20 protein-coding genes are annotated in these 19,994 nt (G+C 63.9%); 10 read left to right on the forward strand and 10 right to left on the reverse strand.

The annotated features are described in order from the left end of the window. The first annotated feature begins 221 nt into the window (after positions 1-221). A complete protein-coding gene (recA, locus tag AC4FWB_RS12780; RefSeq protein ID WP_491026401.1) occupies positions 222-1,319 on the forward strand; it encodes a recombinase RecA in 1,098 nt (365 codons plus the stop codon). A 332-nt stretch (positions 1,320-1,651) separates the two neighbouring features. Beyond that, positions 1,652-4,321, forward strand: coding sequence for an alanine--tRNA ligase (gene alaS / locus AC4FWB_RS12785; protein WP_491026402.1), 2,670 nt, complete (start codon positions 1,652-1,654; stop codon positions 4,319-4,321). 235 nt (positions 4,322-4,556) lie between these two features. On the opposite strand, the gene AC4FWB_RS12790 is transcribed toward alaS, so the two are convergent. Beyond that, entirely contained in the window at positions 4,557-5,183 is a 627-nt protein-coding gene (locus AC4FWB_RS12790) for a glutathione S-transferase family protein (RefSeq protein ID WP_491026403.1), read from the reverse strand. 76 nt (positions 5,184-5,259) lie between these two features. Continuing rightward, entirely contained in the window at positions 5,260-6,471 is a 1,212-nt protein-coding gene (locus AC4FWB_RS12795) for an NADP-dependent isocitrate dehydrogenase (RefSeq protein ID WP_491026404.1), read from the reverse strand. A 208-nt stretch (positions 6,472-6,679) separates the two neighbouring features. Between AC4FWB_RS12795 and AC4FWB_RS12800 the strand changes: the two genes are divergently transcribed. The 4 genes from AC4FWB_RS12800 (at position 6,680) to AC4FWB_RS12815 (ending at position 9,347) form a co-directional block, all read left to right on the forward strand. Further along, positions 6,680-7,519 carry an RNA methyltransferase gene (locus AC4FWB_RS12800; RefSeq protein WP_491026405.1) on the forward strand — a complete coding sequence of 280 codons (840 nt, stop codon included), beginning with the start codon at positions 6,680-6,682 and terminating at the stop codon, positions 7,517-7,519. 80 nt (positions 7,520-7,599) lie between these two features. Continuing rightward, positions 7,600-8,196: a hypothetical protein gene (locus AC4FWB_RS12805; protein ID WP_491026406.1), complete on the forward strand. Its 597-nt coding sequence runs from the start codon at positions 7,600-7,602 to the stop codon at positions 8,194-8,196. 111 nt (positions 8,197-8,307) lie between these two features. Then, complete coding sequence (gene murI, locus AC4FWB_RS12810) at positions 8,308-9,108, forward strand: glutamate racemase (protein WP_491026407.1); 801 nt, start codon at positions 8,308-8,310, stop codon at positions 9,106-9,108. A 56-nt stretch (positions 9,109-9,164) separates the two neighbouring features. After that, a complete protein-coding gene (locus AC4FWB_RS12815) occupies positions 9,165-9,347 on the forward strand; it encodes a DUF3008 family protein (protein WP_491026408.1) in 183 nt (60 codons plus the stop codon). 105 nt (positions 9,348-9,452) lie between these two features. On the opposite strand, the gene AC4FWB_RS12820 is transcribed toward AC4FWB_RS12815, so the two are convergent. Beyond that, entirely contained in the window at positions 9,453-9,656 is a 204-nt protein-coding gene (locus AC4FWB_RS12820; protein WP_059185120.1) for a hypothetical protein, read from the reverse strand. Positions 9,657-10,055: 399 nt separating this feature from the next. On the opposite strand from AC4FWB_RS12820, the gene rpsD reads away from it, so the two are divergent. From rpsD to AC4FWB_RS12835, 3 genes are all read left to right on the forward strand, one after another. After that, complete coding sequence (gene rpsD / locus AC4FWB_RS12825; RefSeq protein WP_126099980.1) at positions 10,056-10,673, forward strand: 30S ribosomal protein S4; 618 nt, start codon at positions 10,056-10,058, stop codon at positions 10,671-10,673. A gap of 108 nt (positions 10,674-10,781) precedes the next feature. Then, on the forward strand, positions 10,782-11,678 hold the full coding sequence (gene ttcA / locus AC4FWB_RS12830) for a tRNA 2-thiocytidine(32) synthetase TtcA (protein WP_491026409.1): 897 nt from the start codon (positions 10,782-10,784) through the stop codon (positions 11,676-11,678). Continuing rightward, positions 11,668-12,495, forward strand: coding sequence for an inositol monophosphatase family protein (locus AC4FWB_RS12835; RefSeq protein WP_491026411.1), 828 nt, complete (start codon positions 11,668-11,670; stop codon positions 12,493-12,495). The genes ttcA and AC4FWB_RS12835 overlap by 11 nt, the downstream gene beginning before the upstream one ends. A gap of 6 nt (positions 12,496-12,501) precedes the next feature. On the opposite strand, the gene AC4FWB_RS12840 is transcribed toward AC4FWB_RS12835, so the two are convergent. From AC4FWB_RS12840 to AC4FWB_RS12865, 6 genes are all read right to left on the reverse strand, one after another. Then, entirely contained in the window at positions 12,502-13,662 is a 1,161-nt protein-coding gene (locus AC4FWB_RS12840; RefSeq protein ID WP_491026500.1) for a multidrug effflux MFS transporter, read from the reverse strand. 229 nt (positions 13,663-13,891) lie between these two features. Beyond that, a complete protein-coding gene (gene grxD / locus AC4FWB_RS12845) occupies positions 13,892-14,227 on the reverse strand; it encodes a Grx4 family monothiol glutaredoxin (RefSeq protein ID WP_491026412.1) in 336 nt (111 codons plus the stop codon). Between the two features lie 146 nt (positions 14,228-14,373). Beyond that, entirely contained in the window at positions 14,374-14,607 is a 234-nt protein-coding gene (locus AC4FWB_RS12850) for a BolA/IbaG family iron-sulfur metabolism protein (protein WP_491026413.1), read from the reverse strand. Between the two features lie 114 nt (positions 14,608-14,721). Next, positions 14,722-15,246 (reverse strand): hypothetical protein, encoded by a 525-nt coding sequence (locus tag AC4FWB_RS12855; protein WP_491026415.1) that lies wholly within the window; start codon positions 15,244-15,246, stop codon positions 14,722-14,724. After that, positions 15,243-17,474: a phosphoribosylformylglycinamidine synthase subunit PurL gene (gene purL, locus AC4FWB_RS12860; protein WP_491026416.1), complete on the reverse strand. Its 2,232-nt coding sequence runs from the start codon at positions 17,472-17,474 to the stop codon at positions 15,243-15,245. The genes AC4FWB_RS12855 and purL overlap by 4 nt, the downstream gene beginning before the upstream one ends. A 143-nt stretch (positions 17,475-17,617) precedes the next feature. Next, complete coding sequence (locus AC4FWB_RS12865) at positions 17,618-19,027, reverse strand: aminotransferase-like domain-containing protein (protein WP_491026417.1); 1,410 nt, start codon at positions 19,025-19,027, stop codon at positions 17,618-17,620. A gap of 94 nt (positions 19,028-19,121) precedes the next feature. On the opposite strand from AC4FWB_RS12865, the gene AC4FWB_RS12870 reads away from it, so the two are divergent. Further along, the gene (locus AC4FWB_RS12870) at positions 19,122-19,364 is read left to right on the forward strand and encodes a DUF1127 domain-containing protein (protein WP_491026501.1); all 243 of its coding nucleotides are present in this window, start codon (positions 19,122-19,124) and stop codon (positions 19,362-19,364) included. On the opposite strand, the gene AC4FWB_RS12875 is transcribed toward AC4FWB_RS12870, so the two are convergent. After that, positions 19,365-19,994: a Pr6Pr family membrane protein gene (locus AC4FWB_RS12875; RefSeq protein WP_491026419.1), complete on the reverse strand. Its 630-nt coding sequence runs from the start codon at positions 19,992-19,994 to the stop codon at positions 19,365-19,367. It abuts the gene before it with no gap.

Consider the following 19,994-nt stretch of genomic DNA (forward strand, 5'->3'; position numbering starts at 1 on the left):
CGCAATCGGGGTCGCGATTCGGGCCGGCTGGATATCGAAGTCTCTTTTGGACCAGCAGCGCAGGTGTGTTCTGGTTCTAGTGAGACAAAAATAGAACAAATCCAGATATTGTTTTCTTTTCAGTCATTTGCTGCCTCTTGCCAAATGAGAACAAAAAAGGTACAAAGCTGCAAGGATTACGGATTGTCCGGCCTTCATTGACGACCAAGGGGTGATGTATCATGGCTCAGAATTCTTTGCGGCTTGTAGAGGATAAGGCAGTGGACAAATCAAAGGCTCTGGATGCGGCGCTGTCGCAAATCGAGCGCGCTTTCGGCAAGGGCTCGATCATGCGGCTCGGCGCCAACGAGCAGGTGGTCGAGATCGAAACCGTGCCGACGGGATCGCTCGGCCTCGATATCGCGCTCGGCGTCGGCGGCCTGCCGCGCGGCCGCATCATCGAAATCTACGGGCCGGAAAGCTCGGGCAAGACGACGCTGGCGCTGCACACGGTTGCGGAAGCCCAGAAGAAGGGCGGCATCTGCGCCTTCGTCGATGCCGAGCACGCGCTTGATCCGGTCTATGCCCGCAAGCTTGGCGTCGATCTCGAAAACCTGCTGATCTCGCAGCCCGACACCGGCGAGCAGGCGCTGGAGATCTGCGACACGCTGGTGCGTTCCGGCGCCATCGACGTGCTGGTGGTCGATTCGGTCGCGGCGCTGACGCCGCGCGCTGAAATCGAGGGCGAGATGGGCGATGCGCTGCCCGGCCTGCAGGCCCGCCTGATGAGCCAGGCGCTGCGCAAGCTGACCGCCTCGATCTCCCGCTCCAACACCATGGTCATCTTCATCAACCAGATCCGCATGAAGATCGGCGTCATGTTCGGCTCGCCCGAGACGACCACTGGCGGCAACGCGCTGAAGTTCTACGCCTCGGTGCGCCTCGACATCCGTCGCATCGGCTCGGTCAAGGACCGCGACGAGGTGGTCGGCAACCAGACCCGCGTCAAGGTGGTGAAGAACAAGCTGGCCCCGCCGTTCAAGGTGGTCGAGTTCGACATCATGTATGGCGAGGGCGTGTCGAAAACCGGCGAGCTCGTCGATCTCGGCGTCAAGGCCGGCGTGGTCGAAAAGTCGGGCGCCTGGTTCTCCTACAATTCGCAGCGTCTCGGCCAGGGCCGCGAGAACGCGAAGCTGTTCCTGCGTGACAATCCCGACACGGCGCGCGAGATCGAATTGGCGCTGCGGCAGAATGCCGGGCTGATCGCGGAAAAATTCCTCGAGAACGGCGGCTCCGAAGGCGGCGACGACGGTTTTGGGGACGAAGCCGGCGCCATGTAGGGCCAAGCAATTCCAGGAAAAGTGCGTAGCGGTTTTCCGTCCGGAATTGCGTAAAGCAACTGGATCGGCCGGAGTTTGGCCATAATCCTGTTATATCTGTATATGCTTATGTAATCGCGTTCTTGAGTATTGCGTCCCGAACCGCCGGCCTTTGTGCCGGCGGTTTGTGTTTTGCGGCGGTGCGAAGCGACCGTCGGATCAGCCAATTGGCCCAATTCCGTGTTTCTGGACAGGGTCAAGAGCTACCGCTAAAAGGCCAGCTCCATCTTCTAGACAACAGAGCCCATTTGCCGCCGGCCGGGCCGGCGGTTCTCGCGAAAAAGGCAGTACTCATGAGCGGCGTGAACGACATCCGGTCGACATTCCTCGACTACTTCCGCAAGGAGGGTCACGAGATCGTCGCCTCCAGCCCGCTGGTGCCGCGCAACGATCCGACGCTGATGTTCACCAACGCCGGCATGGTGCAGTTCAAGAACGTCTTCACCGGCCTGGAGAAGCGGCCCTATTCGCGCGCCTCGACGGCGCAGAAGAGCGTGCGCGCCGGCGGCAAGCACAACGACCTCGACAATGTCGGCTACACCGCGCGCCATCTCACCTTCTTCGAGATGCTCGGCAATTTCTCGTTCGGCGACTATTTCAAGGAGCGCGCGATCGAGCTTGCCTGGAACCTGATCACCAAGGATTTCGGCCTGCCGAAGGACAAGCTCCTGGTTACCGTCTATCACACCGATGACGAGGCGGCCGGCTTCTGGAAGAAGATCGCCGGCTTTTCCGACGATCGCATCATCCGCATCCCGACCTCGGACAATTTCTGGGCGATGGGCGACACCGGACCTTGCGGGCCATGCTCGGAGATCTTCATCGACCGCGGCGAGCACATCTGGGGCGGCCCTCCCGGCACCCCGGAAGAAGACGGCGACCGGTTCCTCGAATTCTGGAACCTGGTGTTCATGCAATACGAGCAGGTGACGAAGGACGAGCGTATCGACCTGCCGCGCCCGTCGATCGACACCGGCATGGGCCTGGAGCGCATGGCGTCCATTCTGCAAGGGGTGGAGAGCGTCTTCGAGACCGATCTGTTCAAGCATCTGATCGATGCCGCATCCTCGGCGCTCGGCCACGGGCCCGGTGAGGAGAATGTCGGGTCCTTCCGTGTGATCGCGGATCACCTGCGCTCGTCCTCCTTCCTGGTGGCCGACGGCGTGCTGCCGTCCAACGAAGGCCGTGGCTACGTGCTGCGCCGCATCATGCGCCGCGCCATGCGCCACGCGCAGCTGCTTGGCGCCAAGGAGCCGCTGATGTGGCAGCTGGTTCCGGCGCTGGTGCGCGAGATGGGCCAGGCCTATCCGGAACTGGTGCGCGGCGAAGCGCTGATCACCGAGACGCTGAAGCTGGAGGAGACGCGCTTCCGCAAGACGCTGGTGCGCGGCCTCGGCCTGCTTTCCGAGGCGACGGAACAGCTCCACGCCGGCGACATGCTGGACGGCGAGACGGCCTTCAAGCTCTACGACACCTACGGCTTCCCGCTCGACCTGACGCAGGACGCGCTGCGCCAGCGTAACATTTCGGTCGATCTGGCGGGCTTCACCGATGCGATGGAGCGGCAGAAGGCGGAGGCGCGCGCCCATTGGGCGGGTTCCGGCGAAGCCGCGACCGAAACGGTCTGGTTCCCTATCCGCGAGAAGGTGGGCGCGACCGATTTCCTTGGCTACGAGACGGAAGAGGCGGAAGGCCTGATCCAGGCGCTGGTCAAGGACGGCAAGACCGTGGACAGCGCCAGCCAGGGCGACGCCGTTGCCGTGGTCGTCAACCAGACGCCGTTCTACGGCGAATCCGGCGGCCAGATGGGCGACACCGGCGTAATCTCCGGCGACGGCTTTTCGATCGCGGTCTCCGACACCCAGAAGAAGGCCGACGGGCTGTTCGTGCATCTCGGCAAAGTGTCGAGCGGTACGGTCAGCATCGGCGCGGCCGTCGAGCTGAAGGTCGACCATGCGCGGCGTTCGAAGCTGCGCGCCAACCATTCCGCGACGCATCTCATCCATGAGGCGCTGCGCGAGGTGCTGGGCACCCATGTCGCGCAGAAGGGCTCGCTGGTCGCGCCCGATCGGCTGCGCTTCGACATTTCGCACAACAAGCCGATCTCGCCGGAAGAGCTCGAGGATGTCGAGCGCATGGCCAACGAGATCGTGGTGCAGAACAGCCCGGTGACGACGCGCCTGATGTCGGTCGACGATGCGATTGCCGAAGGCGCCATGGCGCTGTTCGGCGAGAAATATGGCGATGAGGTGCGCGTCGTGTCGATGGGCACGGCCCTGCATGGCGCCAGGGCCAACCGGCCGTATTCGGTCGAGCTCTGCGGCGGCACGCATGTCAGGTCGACCGGCGATATCGGCCTGGTGCGCATCCTGTCGGATAGCGCGGTGGCGGCCGGCGTGCGCCGCATCGAGGCGCTGACCGGCGAGGCGGCGCGCAGGCACCTCGACGAGCAGGACAAGCGCCTGAAGGCGGCAGCCGCGACCCTGAAGATCTCGCCGGCCGACGTGCCGGCGCGCGTCGAGGCGCTGCTCGATGAGCGCAAGAAGCTCGAGAAGGAACTAAGCGAGGCGCGCAAGAAGCTGGCGCTGGGCGGCGGCATGGCCGTGGCCGATGCTCCGGCCACCAACGAGACTGTGGCGGGTGTCGGCTTCCTTGGCAAGTCGGTCAGCGGCGTGGCGCCGAAGGACCTGAAGCCGCTGGCCGATGCCGGCAAGAAGACGCTTGGCTCGGGCGTCGTCGTCTTTGTCGGCGCCGGCGAAGACAACAAGGCGAGCGTGGTGGTTGGCGTTACCGACGACCTCACCAAACGCTTCAGCGCCATCGATCTGGTGCGCGTTGCCTCTGCCGCGCTCGGCGGGCAGGGCGGCGGCGGGCGTCCCGACATGGCGCAGGCCGGCGGCCCCGATGCCTCCAGGGCCGACGACGCGATCGCGGCGGTGAGGGCGGCGCTCGAAGCGGCGTAGCGAGCGGATCGAATTCATCGCAACGATTGGCGGGACAGCGCCCCCCTCTGTCCTGCCGGACATCTCCCCCACAAGGGGGGAGATTGGCAGCGTCGCCCACAGCGCTTTTCTAGCGTGACTTCATTTCAATGTGGGAGACTGGCGAAAGCTGTCGCGACATCTAATCTCCCCCCAAGTGGGGGAGATGTCCGGCAGGACAGAGGGGGGCGCTGTCCCGCTGCCGTTCCGATACTTTTCAGCTAACCTTTTCCGTCCTGACGAAGCTCTGCCGCGCGGCAATACGCGTATACCACTCCTGCATGTCCGCAAATCGCGCCAGCAGATCGCGCCCTTCGGCAACCTTGAGGAAATAGGCGATGATCGGCGCCGCGTGCAGGTCGGCCAGCGTCAGTTGGTCGCCGAGCAGCCAAGGGCCTTTCGCCTTCAGCGATGTCAGCACCTTCAGCACGGTCTCCGCTTGGCTTAGGCCGCCGGCGATCAGCTTCTCGTCGGCAGGCGTCTTCTCCAGCCGCTCCACGGCAACGTCCCAGACCATGGCGCGGTAGCCATAGGCATCGAGCATGCCGGCGATCTGGCCCATCCTCGCACGACCGCGCGGATCAGCAGGCTGCAGGGCCGGGCCGTCGAAAGCTTCATCGACATAGCGGGTAATCGCGCCGGTCTCGAACAGCCGAAAACCGTCATGCTCGAAGGCCGGGATGCGGCCGAACGGGTGGTGTTCGAGATACCAGGCCGGAATGCCCTCGGCCGCGAAGATGTCGACAGGCACGAGCTCGTAGTCGACGCCCTTCTCCTCCAGCGTCATCCGCGCGATGCGGACATAGACGCTGTAGTCGGCGCCGTAGAGGATCGGCTTGGTCATCACTTCCGCTCCTTTTGCTCACCCCGAAAAAGCGAAGGCCCCTTTCGGAGCCTTCGACACTTGGAAATTCGGGTTTCTACCCCATCGCCTTCTGCAGATTGTCGTCGATCTTGTCCAGGAAGCCCGTCGTCGATAGCCAGGGCTGGTCGGGGCCGATCAGCAGCGACAGGTCCTTGGTCATGAAGCCGGACTCGACGGTCTGGATGCAGACTTTCTCCAGCGTCTCGGCGAAGCGCTTCAACTCGGCGTTGTCGTCGAGCTTGGCGCGATGGGCGAGGCCGCGCGTCCAGGCGAAGATCGAGGCGATCGAGTTGGTCGAGGTTTCCTCGCCCTTCTGGTGCTGGCGATAGTGGCGGGTGACGGTGCCGTGCGCGGCTTCCGCTTCCACCGTCTTGCCGTCCGGCGTCATCAGCACCGAGGTCATCAGGCCGAGCGAGCCGAAGCCCTGCGCCACCGTGTCGGACTGCACGTCGCCGTCATAGTTCTTGCAGGCCCAGATGTAGCCGCCCGACCATTTCAGGCTGGAGGCCACCATGTCGTCGATCAGCCGGTGCTCGTACCAGAGCTTGCGCGCCTTGAACTCAGCCTCGAACTCCTTCTCGTAGACTTCCTGGAAGATGTCCTTGAATCGGCCGTCATAGGCCTTGAGGATAGTGTTCTTGGTCGACAGATAGACCGGATAGTTGCGCAGCAGGCCGTAATTCAGCGAGGCGCGGGCGAACTCGCGGATCGACTCGTCGAGATTGTACATGGCCATGGCAACGCCCGCGCCCGGTGCGTCGTAAACGTCATGCTCGATCACCGTGCCGTCCTCGCCGACGAACTTGATCGTCAGCTTGCCCTTGCCGGGATAGCGGAAGTCGGTGGCGCGGTACTGGTCGCCGAAGGCATGGCGGCCGACGACGATCGGCTTGGTCCAGCCAGGCACCAGGCGCGGCACGTTCTTCATGATGATCGGCTCGCGGAAGATGGTGCCGCCGAGGATGTTGCGGATGGTGCCGTTCGGCGACTTCCACATCTTCTTCAGCTTGAATTCCTCGACGCGCTGCTCATCGGGCGTGATCGTCGCGCATTTCACGCCGACGCCGTACTTCTTGATGGCGTTGGCCGAGTCGACGGTCACCTGATCGTTGGTGGCGTCGCGGTTCTCGATGCCGAGGTCGAAATAGTCCAGCTTGATGTCGAGATACGGGTGGATCAGCTTGTCCTTGATGAACTGCCAGATGATGCGGGTCATCTCGTCGCCGTCGAGCTCGACGACCGGGTTCGCCACCTTGATCTTCGCCATGGAAAGAATGCCTCGTTGCTGGGGGATCTGAACGGCCTTGCCCGCATGGTTTCGGCCGGGGTTGCGGAGCGTATATCAAAGCCTTTTTGAGCGCGCAAACCGCGATCCGCACCACTATGGACGGGTGCCGCTATCGTGAATGCTTCATTTTCCGGGCCGGATGTGGCAGGGGACGCCGAAACGCCGCAAACCCCGGTTACGGAGAGCCATGCCAGCCGCAAAAGACCCCGCCAACGCCATCGGACCGGCGATCATCCTCGTCGAGCCACAGCTCGGCGAGAATATCGGCATGGTCGCGCGCGCCATGGCGAATTTCGGCCTCTCGGAGCTGCGGCTGGTCAATCCGCGCGACGGCTGGCCGAGCGAGAAGGCGCGCGCGGCCGCCAGCCGCGCCGACCATGTCATCGATGCAACGAAGGTGTTCGACGATCTGCCATCCGCGGTCGCCGACCTCAACTTCGTCTTCGCCACCACGGCGCGCGAGCGCGACGGCTTCAAGCCGGTGCGCGGCCCGGTGGAAGCGGGCAGGGCGCTACGGGCACGCGGGCAGGCTGGGCTGCGCACCGGGATTCTCTTCGGCCGCGAGCGTTTCGGCCTCTACAATGACGAGGTCGGCCTTGCCGACGAGGTCGTCACCTTTCCGGTCGATCCCAGCTTCTCCTCTCTCAACATCGCGCAAGCCGTGCTGTTGATGTCCTATGAATGGATGAAATCCGGCCTCGCCGAGGAGACAGCGACCAATTTCTCCGGGCCGGAGCTCGTTCCGGCGACCAAGGAACAGCTGCACAGCCTGTTCACCTATCTCGAAGGCGCTCTCGAGGCTCGCGGCTATTTCCGCCCGGAGGAGAAGAAACCAAAGATGGTCGACAATCTGCGGGCCGTGCTGACGCGGGCCGGCTTCGCCGAACCGGAGTTGAAGGTGCTGCGCGGCATCATCTCCTCGCTCGACCGGTTTTCGCCGGCAATGCCGCGTGGCGACGGCTCGCCAGGGGACGATCCGAGGCGGCTGCCAGCCGCAAGGAAGAGAGCGGCGGACAAAGAAAGTTAAAATCTGTAAGCTGCGATCCTTCAAAGTAACCGAATATTATGCGCTCTTGATCCATCGTTATTGAAACGGTGGGGTAGCAGATGTTCACGTCCAATATTGGCCGTCTGCGTTTCTTCTTCTATTCGCTCGGCCTGTTTATGGCGGAGGCAGTGGCGATCGTGCTCTGCATTGCCGTCACGATCGGCTTCGCCGGATTGATCAATTCGATGCCGGGGCCATCACGGCAGGGACTGGCCGGCGCCGCGCTTATCGTGTCTCTGATCTTCGTCGCGCTGCGCGGCAACATCGCCTGGCGCCGCAGCCGCGACGCCAATGGGCCTAAATGGATCCTTTGGACCTACATCGTCTTCTCAGCCATCTATGCCTTGCTGCAGGCCGGCACGCTGCTGGTGATCGATTTCGGCAATCCGGAGAGTGCCCCGGGCGGCTTGAACCTGCTCGGTCTCTCCTTGTTCGGCCTATGGGCCACGATCCTGTGGGCAAAGCCTGTCGCCGGCAGCGACATCGACGAGCTGACATCCGTCTTCGATTTCGACGGTTCCGTGCCGCCAGCAGTTGCTGACCGGACGGCCTCGGCCCCTCGCAGCGCGGCGCCAGCCGCTCGCCCGTCGCCGTCGCCGTCGCCGCAGCCGTTTGGCCGGCCGCGGCCTGCCGGCTTCGGCAAACGTGGGCTCTGAGCTGACTTGCGCAAAAGCTGCTGGCATTTGCCACTTCAAGACCATGATCGTTCAGGATAGAAGCGCCGTTGGCCAAATCACTGGCCAGCTCCCTCTTGTGGTCGGATGACAATGAGCGATCGATCAAGCCAGCGCCCGATCCTGATGTTCGATTCCGGCGTCGGCGGATTGACCGTGCTGCGCGAGGCGCGTGTCCTGATGCCGGACCGGCGCTTCGTCTATGTCGCCGACGACGCGGCATTCCCCTACGGCGCATGGGAGGAAGCAGCGCTCAAGGAACACATACTGGCGCTGTTCGCCAAATTGCTCGACCGCTTGCAGCCGGCGATTTCGGTGATCGCCTGCAACACCGCCTCGACCCTGGTGATCGACGCGCTGCGCGAGAAATTTCCCGGCCACCCCTTCGTCGGCACCGTGCCGGCGATCAAGCCGGCTGCCGAGCGCACGCGGTCCGGCCTGGTGTCGGTGCTGGCGACGCCGGGCACAGTGAAGCGCCAGTACACGCGCGATCTGATCAGCAAATGGGCGCAGAAATGCCATGTCCGCCTGGTCGGCAGCGACCGGCTCGCCGGGCTGGCCGAAATCTACATGCGCGAGGGCTTTGTCGACGAGGAGGCCGTGCGCGCCGAGATCGCGCCCTGCTTCATCGAGCGCGACGGCCAGCGCACCGATATCGTCGTGCTCGCCTGCACGCATTATCCGTTTCTCGCCAACCGCATGCGCAAGACCGCGCCCTGGCCGGTCGACTGGATCGATCCGGCGGAAGCCATCGCGCGGCGGGCCATGTCGCTGCTCGCACCCGTCGGCGGGCCGTCGGGCGAGGGTGAGCCCGATATCGCCGTCTTCACCTCCGGCAAGGTGGATTTCGCCGCGAGGCGGCTCATCCAGGGCTTTGGACTGACCGCGCGCTAGCTGCAACTGTGGCCTATGGCGCAGCGTTTCTCCTCACGGCAAAGGAGGAACTCACGATGCCTGCCACATCACAAGCTCAGCAGAAGGCGGCCGGCGCGGCGCTTGCGGCCAAACGCGGCGAGATCAAGAAAAGCGAGCTCAAAGCCGCCTCGCGCGACATGTATGAATCGATGAGCGAGAAGCAGCTCGAGGAATTCGCCAAAACCAAGCGCAAGGGCCTGCCCGGCAAGAAGTCGTGAATTCCTATCTCGGGCTGTCAGGCCGGCCACCGGGTCGGGCACTGGGGTAGAAAAAAGCCCGCGGGATAGCCGCGGGCTTCGCTTTGCTTGGTTCAAATGGCCAACTTACCGGCGCCACCAGCAGTGCCGCACCTTGTAGCGGACGACGTGACGGTGGCCGTGGCGCCATACGACTCTTTTCTTCACCACGACGCGGCAGACCTGCTTGTGGCCGTGCCAGTGCCTCGCCATTGCCGGCTCGGGCGTCATGACCGCCATGGATCCCGCCAACACCGCGGCTCCCGTCAGGGTAAGGAAAAACTTCTTCATGGGAATTCCTCTGCTCCAGTCCCTTCATCAAGTTTCGGGGCGAGCTTGCGCGTCCAAGTGGGCGCACCCCGCCCAGGTGCCGTCGGCGTCCGCCGGCACCGCATGCAACGCTGAATTGTTATAGGGTTGCCTGTTGCACCGCCAGTCACAAGCTTGACACCGGTTAAATCTCTGTTTAACAGACCGCCAACACCGGGTGGCGACGCCCGGTGGTTTCTTTTGCATGGCAAGACCTCACCGGCCTGTCGGCGGTCTTGTTTGAACTGACGTGTCCCGTGGGTTTTCCGTCGCGTTGCGTGGAAAACCCTGTCAGGTCTCGAAAACGGAGGCCAGAGGAGGGCGCGTTTCCTTCGCCCGGAGCCATGGGGTTTCGGGTATACTGTTTTGAAAGGGAATGCGATGAGCAAGCGCGAATCCGCGAAATACAAGATCGACCGCCGTCTCGGCGAAAACATCTGGGGCCGTCCGAAGTCCCCGGTCAACAAGCGTGAATACGGCCCCGGCCAGCACGGCCAGCGCCGCAAGGGCAAGCTTTCCGACTTCGGCCTGCAGCTGCGCGCCAAGCAGAAGCTGAAGGGCCATTATGGCGACGTTTCGGAAAAGCAGTTCCGCAAGGTCTATGAAGAGGCCAACCGCCGCAAGGGCGACACCTCGGAGAACCTGATCGGCCTGCTCGAGTCGCGTCTCGACGCGATCGTCTATCGCGCCAAGTTCGTGCCGACCATCTTCGCCGCGCGTCAGTTCGTCAACCACGGCCACGTCAACGTCAACGGCAGGCGCACCAACATCGGTTCGTACCGCTGCAAGCCGGGCGATGTCATCGAGGTGCGCGAGAAGTCGAAGCAGCTCGTCATCGTGCTGGAATCGGTCGCGCTCGCCGAGCGCGACGTGCCGGACTACATCGAGGCCGACCACAACAAGATGACTGCGACGTTCGCACGCGTTCCCGGCCTGTCGGACGTGCCGTTCGCCGTCCAGATGGAGCCGAACCTGGTCGTCGAATTCTATTCGCGCTGATCAACGTCAATCAGCTACATCGAAGAAGGCCGCCCTCGAGGCGGCCTTTTCTTTGTCGGCCGTGTCCGCTAATCCGGTTGGCGACAACGACCCGTGGGCTCCGGCGCCATGAACATGCTGCCAGACGTCAAATCGCTTGAACCGATCGCCGACGAGGAGGAGGGCGGCTTTCATCCGCTTTTTCGCGACGTGCCGTCCTCGGTCGAGTTCAACAAGCTGCGCAAGCGGCTCTTGAGGCTTACCCGCCAGGCGATCGAAGACTTCGCCATGGTGAAGCCCGGCGAGCGCTGGCTGGTGGCGCTCTCGGGCGGCAAGGATTCCTACGGCCTGCTCGCCCTGCTGCTCGACCTCAAATGGCGTGGCCTGCTGCCGGTCGAGCTGCTCGCCTGCAACCTCGACCAGGGCCAGCCGAATTTTCCAAAACACATCCTGCCGGACTATCTCAGCGCCAACGGCATTGCGCACCGCATCGAGTACCAGGACACCTATTCGGTGGTCACCGACAAGCTGCCCGAGGGCGGCACCTATTGCTCGCTGTGCTCGCGGCTGAGGCGCGGCCATCTCTACCGCATCGCGCGCGAGGAGGGGTGCGCAGCACTGGTGCTCGGTCACCACCGCGAGGACATCCTCGAAACCTTCTTCATGAACCTCTTCCATGGCGGGCGTCTCGCCGCCATGCCGCCCAAGCTCCTCAATGATGAGGGCGACGTCATGGTGCTGCGCCCGCTCGCCTATTGCGCGGAGGCCGATCTCGAGAAATTCGCCGGCGCGATGAAATTCCCGATCATCCCGTGCGACCTCTGCGGCAGCCAGGAAGGGCTGCAGCGCAACGCCATGAAGGCGATGCTCGACGACATCGAGAAGCGCATGCCCGGCCGCAAGGACACGATGATCCGCGCCATGACCAATGTGCGGCCCTCGCACCTGCTCGACCGAAAACTATTCGACTTCGCCGCGCTCGATACGCGCTTCACCACAGGGCAAGACATTTCCGATGACATTTGACGACCGTGCGATCGACTGGCTGGCCGACCTTCTCGCCGATGCTGCCAGGGCCGAGATCATGCCGCGCTTCCGCCGGCTGGGCGAGGGCGATGTCCGCCAGAAGACCTCGGCCGCGGACCTTGTGACCGAGGCGGACGTCAATGCCGAAAGGCTGATCACCGCCAGGCTGCGCGAGCGTTACCCCTCGGCGATGATCGTCGGCGAGGAGGCCTGCTCCGACAATCCGGCCCTGCTTGCCGGTCTCGGCGACGCCGAGCTAGCCTTCGTCATCGATCCGGTCGACGGCACCTTCAACTTCGCCTCCGGCGTGCCGCTGTTCGGCGTCATGTTGGGCGTCGTCGTCAAAGGCGAGACGGTTGCCGGCATCATCCACGACCCGGTCGGCAAGGACTGGCTGATCGGCGCCAAGGGGGCCGGCAGCCATATCCGCCACCCGCATGGCGTTCTGGAGAAGGTGCGGGTTGCGGCGCCTGTGCCGATCTCGCAGATGACCGGCGCGGTCTCCTGGCAGTATCTCAAGGAGCCGGAACGCTCGCGGCTCGCCCGCAACCAGACCAAGGCGCTGTCGCAGTTCGGCTATCGCTGCGCCGCGCACGAATACCGGTTGCTGGCGAGCGGCCACGCACATTTCGTCGTCTACAACAAGCTGATGCCTTGGGATCACCTTGCCGGCGTGCTGATCCATCAGGAGGCCGGCGGCCATGCCGCCCGGATCGACGGCGATCCCTATCTGCCTTCACATGTCGACGGCGGGCTGCTCGTCGCGCCGGACAAAGGTAGCTGGCAGGAGCTGCGGCGAGAATTGTGGGCTGAGTAGGAAGCCTTAAACTGGCGGGTTGTGCGGCTGGAACAGCCGTCCGCGCTCGGCGATCAGGATCATCAGCAGGGCCGCGACCGAGACGCTGCAGAAGCCGGCGGCCAACGGCGTGACCGTACCGTTGTAAGCCTGGCCGATCAGCGTGCCGAGGAGGCCGCCGAGAAAGGTCTGCATGAAGCCGAGGATGGAGGACGCCGTGCCGGCAAGCTCGCCGAGCGGCTCCATCGCCAGCGCGTTGAAGTTCGCGCCGAGGCAGCCGAACGGCACCATCGCGCCGGCGAAGAAGGTGATGAACAGCCAGAGCGGCATCTGCATTTCGAGCGAGACGACGAGCCAGATCAGGCTGATGGTGAGGAACAAGAGCAGCGCGCTTTGCGACAGACGGCGCATGCCGATCTTGCCGACGAGCCGCGCGTTGAGGAAGTTCGAGAAGGCGAGCACGCCGGCGACGCCGGCGAAGATCAGCGGGAACAGCTCGCCGACGTGGAAGACGTCGAGATAGATCTGCTGCGCCGAATTGATGAAGCCGAACATGGCGCCGAAGATGAAGGTGCTGGCAAAGGCATAGCAAAGCGCGATGCGGTTGGTGAGCACGATGCGGAAGCCGCCGACGATGGCGCTGACCGTCAGCAGGCGGCGGTATTCCGGATGCAGCGTTTCCGGCAGGCGCAGCAGCGACCATGTCGAGACGATCAGCGCGCCGACGGCCATGGTGACGAAGATCCAGTGCCAGGTGGCGAAGAGCATGATGAACTGGCCGATGCCGGGCGCGACGACCGGGATCGCCATGAACACCATGAAGATCAGTGACATCACCTCGGCCATGCGGCGGCCCTCGAACGTGTCGCGCACGATCGAGACCGCGATGACGCGCGTCGCGGCGGCGCCGATGCCCTGCACGACGCGGCAGGCGAGCAGGATGCCAAAGGTTGGAGCAACCGCTGCGGCAGCCACCGCCGCGACGTAGATGATCAGGCCGGCGACCAGCGGCGCGCGGCGGCCGAACCGATCGGAGACCGGACCGAAGAAAAGCTGCCCGGTGCCGAAGCCGAGAATATAGGCTGTGATCACGTATTGGCGGTGGTTTTCGTTCTCGACGCCGAGCGAGGCGCCGATCTGCTGCAGGGCCGGCAGCATGATATCGATGGCCAGAGAATTGAGCGCCATCAGCGCCGCGCAGAGCGCAATGAATTCCCAGCGCGGAATGGGCAAAGCCCGTTGCGACGCTTCTATCTGCTTGTCCACGGCAAAATCCGATCTTTCAAACGAACATGCGCCGGTGGACCGGCGCATTTATTCGTCTCGTTCCCGAAGTCGGGAACTGCATTGCCGAGGTGGGGGCGGCCCCGGGTGTCTCGTGTCTGGCAGCTAGATTGCCGGCCGGCGCGAACTCAACTCAGGCGGCGCCTTTGACGCTGACGCCCTTTTCGACGAGGAAGCTCTGCAACTCGCCGGCCTGGAACATCTCGCGCACGATGTCGCAACCGCCGACGAACTCGCCCTTGACGTAGAGCTGCGGAATGGTCGGCCAGTTGGAGTAGTCCTTGATGCCCTGGCGCAGCTCCGCCGAGTCGAGCACGTTCACGCCTTTGTAGTCGGCGCCGATATAATCGAGGATCTGCACGACCTGGCCGGAAAACCCGCATTGCGGGAAGCCTGGCGTGCCCTTCATGAAGAGCACGACGTCGTTGCTCTTCACTTCATTGTCGATGTAGTCGCTGATGCCGGTCATGGACGATCCTTTCATGCCTGTGGGAGTCAGGCTCGAAACATGTCCATCAAATAAACCAATAGGTTGGCTGAAACAAGACGTTAGCCACAACGCTACGCGGATGGCGCAAGGGATAACGCGATTTTGGGCTAAGCCTGGTTGGCGGTTCAGTCCGGTACGCTGGTCTGCAACGCCAGCGCGTGCAGCACGCCGCCCATGGTACCCTTCAGCGCGTCATAGACCATCTGATGCTGCTGGACGCGGCTTTTGCCGCGGAAGCTTTCGGCCACCACTTCGGCCGCGTAATGGTCGCCGTCGCCGGCCAGATCGCGAATCGTCACCTTGGCGTCCGGAATGCCTTCCTTGATCAGCCGTTCGATCTCGTGCGCGTCCATTGCCATGACAAAAAATCCTGTTTTCGAGCGGGGGAGCGGTGCATCCCGTGCGATGAGAGTCGGGATAAGGGTAGAGCCTTTCTGGTCCGGATTGAAGCGGTTCCGTCCATGGCCGAAGGCTCATGAGACATTCTGATCCGGATGAGCCGCATCGTCCGCCGGCGCGTCCTCGCGCGTCGAGAAGGCGCGGCCGAGGCTGAAGGTCAGGACATAGAGCGGGACATTGATCACGAAACTGACGATGGGGAGATAGCTGGTCATCTGCCAGGCCGGGGAGAAAAACGGCTGGCCGTAGCCATCGCACATAAGCGACGAGCCATACGCCCAAAGCGCTCCAAGGACGATCGTAACGGCAAAGAGCTTGACGCAGGTGACGATATGCCTTGCCCGAGCCGGTTCCGGCAAAAGCCGCTCCCAGAGGACCAGGCACAGAATCGGGACCGCATAGACGAGGTTCTGAACGGCCAGCATCGGAATTGTGCCGTTGGCCGCGGCAAGGAACTCGGCCCGCGTTTCGAGCCGCGGACAGACCTCGTCTGACGTCGTCGACAGCAGGAAAAAGACGAACGGGCCGAGAAACCAGAAAAAGAACAGCGACGGCCAGAAGACGACTGCAAGCAGCGCCCGGACCGACAGCCTGGTCAAATGGCCTGATCCATGAAGCGCGGGAACCAACCCTCGTGGGCGGCGGTCAGTTCGCTGACCGGGATCGCGCGCGCTTCGCCGAGCTTAAGCGCGTTGCCGCCGGTCGTGCCGATCCAAGGGGCGAAGATGCCGAGCATGCCCTGCTCCTCGCGGATCCTGTCCCATTCGCCGCTTTGCGGGTCGATTGATAGCGTCAGCAGATAGCGGCCCTGGTCCTCGCCGAACCAGACCGGGATCGGATCGGTGCCGGTAAGCCCTGGAATGGTGGCGCCGATGCCGGACGCCATCGCCATTTCGGCCAGCGCCACGGCAAGGCCGCCGTCGGAGACGTCGTGCGCTGATGTGACGATGCCGGAAGCGATCAACGCCCGGACATGGTCGCCGACGCGCTTTTCATGATCGAGGTCGACCGGCGGCGGCGGGCCGTCGGTCCGGTCGTGGATGTCGCGCATATAGACGGACTGGCCGAGATGGCTGCCCCAACTCGGCGGCGCGCCGACCAGCACGATCATCTGGCCCTCGGCGGCAAAGCCGATGCGGACCATCTTCGACCAGTCGGCGATCAGCCCGACGCCGCCGATGGTCGGCGTCGGCAGGATGCCGCGGCCGTTGGTCTCGTTGTAGAGCGAGACATTGCCGGAGACGATCGGGAAGCCGAGCGTGCGGCAGGCATCGCCGATGCCCTTAATCGCACCGACGAACTGGCCCATGATCTCCGGCCGCTCCGGATTGCCGAAATTGAGGTTGTCTGTGGCGGCAAGCGGCAAGGCGCCGGTGGCGGTGAGGTTGCGCCAGCATTCGGCCACGGCCTGCTTGCCGCCCTCGTAAGGATCGGCCTCGCAATAGCGCGGCGTCACGTCGGAAGAGAAAGCGAGCGCCTTGGTCGGATGACCGTCGACGCGCACCACGCCGGCATCGCCGCCCGGAAGCTGCAGCGAATTGCCCTGGATCAGCGTGTCGTACTGCTCCCACACCCAGCGGCGCGAGGAGAGGTCCGGCCCGCCGAGCATTTTCAGCAGTGCCTCGGCGACATCAGCCTTGGGGGCATCGCTAGCCGCGAGCGGCGCCGGCTTCTCGGATTCCACCCACGGGCGGTCATATTCCGGCGCCTGGTCGCCCAGTTCCTTGATCGGCAGGTCGGCGACCTCCTCGCCCTGGTGCAGCACGCGGAAGCGCAGATCGTCGGTCGTCTTGCCGACGATGGCGAAGTCGAGCCCCCATTTGCGGAAGATCGCCTCGGCCTCCTCCTCCTTTTCGGGGCGCAGCACCATCAGCATGCGCTCCTGGCTTTCCGACAGCATCATCTCGTAGGCGCTCATGCGCTCTTCGCGCACCGGCACCTTGTCGAGGTCGAGCTCGATGCCGAGATCGCCCTTGGCGCCCATCTCGACGGCCGAGCAAGTCAGGCCGGCGGCACCCATGTCCTGGATGGCGATGACGGCGCCCGAGGCCATCAACTCGAGGCAGGCTTCCAGCAGGCATTTTTCGGTGAAGGGGTCGCCGACCTGGACGGTCGGCCGCTTCTCCTCGATCTTGTCATCGAACTCGGCAGAAGCCATGGTGGCGCCGCCGACGCCGTCGCGCCCGGTCTTGGCGCCGAGATAGACGACCGGCAGGCCGACGCCCTTGGCCTGCGACAGGAAGATGGCGTTGGTCTTGGCAAGGCCGGCTGCGAAGGCGTTGACCAGGATATTGCCGTTGTAGCGCGGGTCGAAATTGACCTCGCCGCCAACCGTCGGCACGCCGAAGGAATTGCCGTAGCCGCCGACACCGGAAACGACGCCGGCGACCAGATGCCGGGTCTTGGGATGATCAGGCGCGCCGAAGCGCAACGCGTTCATCGCCGCAACCGGCCGCGCGCCCATGGTGAAGACGTCGCGCAGGATGCCGCCGACGCCGGTCGCGGCTCCTTGATAAGGTTCGATATAGGAGGGATGGTTATGGCTCTCCATCTTGAAGACGACGCAGTCGCCGTCGCCGATGTCGACCACGCCGGCATTCTCGCCCGGCCCCTGGATAACCTGCGGGCCGCTGGTGGGCAGCGTGCGCAGCCATTTCTTGGACGACTTGTAGGAGCAATGTTCGTTCCACATCGCCGAGAAGATGCCGAGCTCGGTAAAACTCGGCTCGCGGCCGACCAGATCGAGGATGCGCTGGTATTCGTCGGGTTTCAGCCCATGCGCGGCGACGAGCTCGGGGGTGATCGGCACGGAATTGGAAATGGTCATGAGCGGCGATTGGTATCCGTGGGAGAGGGGATTCTTCGAGTCTCCTCTTATCGCAAGCTTTCGCGCGATACACCCCACCGGATGACGAAAAACGCCGGAAAACCGCTGCGCCGTCGCCTGTTCGATCGGCAGTGCAGGGCAGGTCAGGAAAAACTGTCGTAGCCGGCGCGGCCTTCGTCGAGCAGGCGGCGGATGACGGCGACGCCGCCGGCGACATCCTTGCTCTGACGCGGCTGCGACACGCCGAAGCGGACGCCGTGGAAGACCTGCTCGGAGCGGCCGGCCTTGAACTCGTCCTCGTCGTCGATGAGCACGCCCTGCGCCAGACAGGCATTCTTGAAGGTGCCCGACAGCCACGGATCCGGCAAAGTCAGCCAGACGAAGGGCACATTGTCCCTTGTCTTGAAGTCGAACCCCGCCAGCGTCTCGCGCACGACATGGAGGCGCGCCTGAATCTCGGCAATGCAGCGCTTGCGGATCTCGCCGGCCTGGCCGGACATCACCAGCCTGGTTCCGACTTCCGCCAGCAGGAAGGGCAGGCCGCCGGTCATCATCTTGTGGGCGACGCGGATGCGGTGGCGATAGGCCGGCGGGCAGGAAAGCCAGCCGCCGCGCACGCCGGCCGCGACGGATTTCGACAGACCGCCGGCGACGATCGTGCGCTCCGGCGCGTATTCGGCCAACAGCGGCGTCGGATCGTCGGTCAACTCGCCATAGAGATCGTCCTCGATCAGCGCGACATTGTACTCGCGCGCGATGCGCGCGACGGCCTGGCGCCGCTCCGCCGAGAGCGTCACCAGCGTCGGGTTCTTCGCCGTCGGCATCACGAACATCATCTTCGGGTGTTTCTGCGCGCAGACGCGCTCGAAATCGTCGGGATCGATGCCGCCCTCGTCTGCCGAAACAAGCGCCGTGCGACGCCCGATCAGCCCGGCGCTGCGCGAGATCTGCGAATAGGTGAGATGCTCGAAGACGACATAGTCGCCGGGCATGGTAAGCGCGGCGATCGCCGCCATCACGGCGGCATGGGTGCCAAGCGTCGGCACGATTGAATCGGGCGAGGGCCGGAAGTAGTTGCGCGCCAGCCAGCGGCTGCCGGCCTCGAACCAACGTTCGGGAAAATCCCTGGTGTAGCTAGAAATGTCGTGCGGATGCTCCTGCGCCGTCCGCGCCAGCAGTTCGGCAATGACCGCACCTTGGCCGACATCGGGCGCGGCGGTGCTGTCGAAGCGCAGCTTGCCGGTCGGTGCATCGATCAGGCGCGTGCCCAGCGCGGCGGGCTCCAGCTCGGGCTTCGGACCCCCGGCATGTTGTGCGAGCACATAGGTGCCGCGCCCGACCTCGCCGCTCACCAGCCCGCGTTCACGCAGCAACTGATAGGCCCGGCCGACCGTGCCGACAGTCGTGCCGATGTCATAGGCGAGGTCGCGCTGCGGCGGCAGTTTTGCACCGGCATCGATGACGCCCTTGTCGATATCTGACTCAATGCTGTCAGCAAGACGCTGATACAGGGGACCGGAGCCGGAGGAGAGATCGGGGAGCCAATTTGTCATGGTGACAATTTTCTATATTGCACCGCGCGATGAGTCAATCGATATGACATCACGGACGGCAAGGGTACAATTCATCAGTTTGGCAGAACGAGATATGAATACAATTGATGCATTCCATCGCGACGGCGCTGAATTGTATGGCCATTCGTCGGTTCGGCGCGGCTTCGTCAGCCGGCTGGCGCTTGTGCTTCGTTCCGTCGCCAGGCAGATCGGGCGGATGCTGGAGCGCCGCCGCGGGCGCCTTGCGCTGCTGGAGATGACCGACGAGCAGCTCAAGGATATCGGTATCTCACGCTGCGACGCCCATCGCGAAGGCATCAGGCCGTTCTGGGACTGATCATTTTCGCAATCGGCCGATGCCATGGTCGACAAGCACGGCCAGCACGCATAGGCCGAGAAACAATGCCGTGATGGTCAGCGCCGCTATGGCGACGCTGGCGGCGCCGTTCTTCGCCACGTCGAGGAACGGGTAGGGCACTTCGCCGGCGAATGGCGCCCGTATCAGCGCATAGGCGAGATAAGCGAGCGGATAGATCATCCACCAGGAAATGTCGCGCCAGCGCGTGCTGCCGTCGGCACCCGCAATCAGCCACCACAGCACGAATATCAGCGGCGCTACATAGTGCAGCAAGACATCGCAGAGCAGGAACAGGCCTTCCGGCGCCCAAAGGCGCGCCAGCACGGTCGAATAGACGATGAAGACCAGCGTTATGGCGACCGCGACGCCCGCCCGCATGCGCTTCCCGGCAAAGGCCGGGAACCAGGCGTAGCCGGTGGGCGAGAGCAGCGATGCATGCACCAGCACCGCGGCGACGTTGGTCAGGATGGTGAAGAAGCTGAAATAGAAGACGATCGAGCCGAGCAGGCCGCGGCCGGCGGCCATGGACGCCGGTATGCTGATCGCGAACTGCAGGACCAGCGCTATCAGTCCGATGACCAATCCCACGATCTGCAGGAAGCGGCCCAT

The sequence above is a fragment of the Mesorhizobium sp. LEGMi-168a genome, from assembly GCF_058312955.1.

Coding starts and splice junctions, on each gene's coding strand:
- ttcA (WP_491026409.1), top strand. CDS start 10,782: ATGAACATGCTGCCAGACGTCAAATCGCTTGAACCGATCGCCGACGAG.
- AC4FWB_RS12870 (WP_491026501.1), top strand. CDS start 19,122: ATGAATACAATTGATGCATTCCATCGCGACGGCGCTGAATTGTATGGC.
- AC4FWB_RS12820 (WP_059185120.1), bottom strand. CDS start 9,656: ATGAAGAAGTTTTTCCTTACCCTGACGGGAGCCGCGGTGTTGGCGGGA.
- AC4FWB_RS12875 (WP_491026419.1), bottom strand. CDS start 19,994: ATGGGCCGCTTCCTGCAGATCGTGGGATTGGTCATCGGACTGATAGCG.
- AC4FWB_RS12850 (WP_491026413.1), bottom strand. CDS start 14,607: ATGGCAATGGACGCGCACGAGATCGAACGGCTGATCAAGGAAGGCATT.
- AC4FWB_RS12800 (WP_491026405.1), top strand. CDS start 6,680: ATGCCAGCCGCAAAAGACCCCGCCAACGCCATCGGACCGGCGATCATC.
- AC4FWB_RS12865 (WP_491026417.1), bottom strand. CDS start 19,027: ATGACAAATTGGCTCCCCGATCTCTCCTCCGGCTCCGGTCCCCTGTAT.
- murI (WP_491026407.1), top strand. CDS start 8,308: ATGAGCGATCGATCAAGCCAGCGCCCGATCCTGATGTTCGATTCCGGC.
- AC4FWB_RS12815 (WP_491026408.1), top strand. CDS start 9,165: ATGCCTGCCACATCACAAGCTCAGCAGAAGGCGGCCGGCGCGGCGCTT.
- AC4FWB_RS12840 (WP_491026500.1), bottom strand. CDS start 13,662: ATGGCGCTCAATTCTCTGGCCATCGATATCATGCTGCCGGCCCTGCAG.
- AC4FWB_RS12835 (WP_491026411.1), top strand. CDS start 11,668: ATGACATTTGACGACCGTGCGATCGACTGGCTGGCCGACCTTCTCGCC.
- recA (WP_491026401.1), top strand. CDS start 222: ATGGCTCAGAATTCTTTGCGGCTTGTAGAGGATAAGGCAGTGGACAAA.
- AC4FWB_RS12795 (WP_491026404.1), bottom strand. CDS start 6,471: ATGGCGAAGATCAAGGTGGCGAACCCGGTCGTCGAGCTCGACGGCGAC.
- purL (WP_491026416.1), bottom strand. CDS start 17,474: ATGACCATTTCCAATTCCGTGCCGATCACCCCCGAGCTCGTCGCCGCG.
- rpsD (WP_126099980.1), top strand. CDS start 10,056: ATGAGCAAGCGCGAATCCGCGAAATACAAGATCGACCGCCGTCTCGGC.
- AC4FWB_RS12790 (WP_491026403.1), bottom strand. CDS start 5,183: ATGACCAAGCCGATCCTCTACGGCGCCGACTACAGCGTCTATGTCCGC.
- grxD (WP_491026412.1), bottom strand. CDS start 14,227: ATGACCGGCATCAGCGACTACATCGACAATGAAGTGAAGAGCAACGAC.
- AC4FWB_RS12805 (WP_491026406.1), top strand. CDS start 7,600: ATGTTCACGTCCAATATTGGCCGTCTGCGTTTCTTCTTCTATTCGCTC.
- alaS (WP_491026402.1), top strand. CDS start 1,652: ATGAGCGGCGTGAACGACATCCGGTCGACATTCCTCGACTACTTCCGC.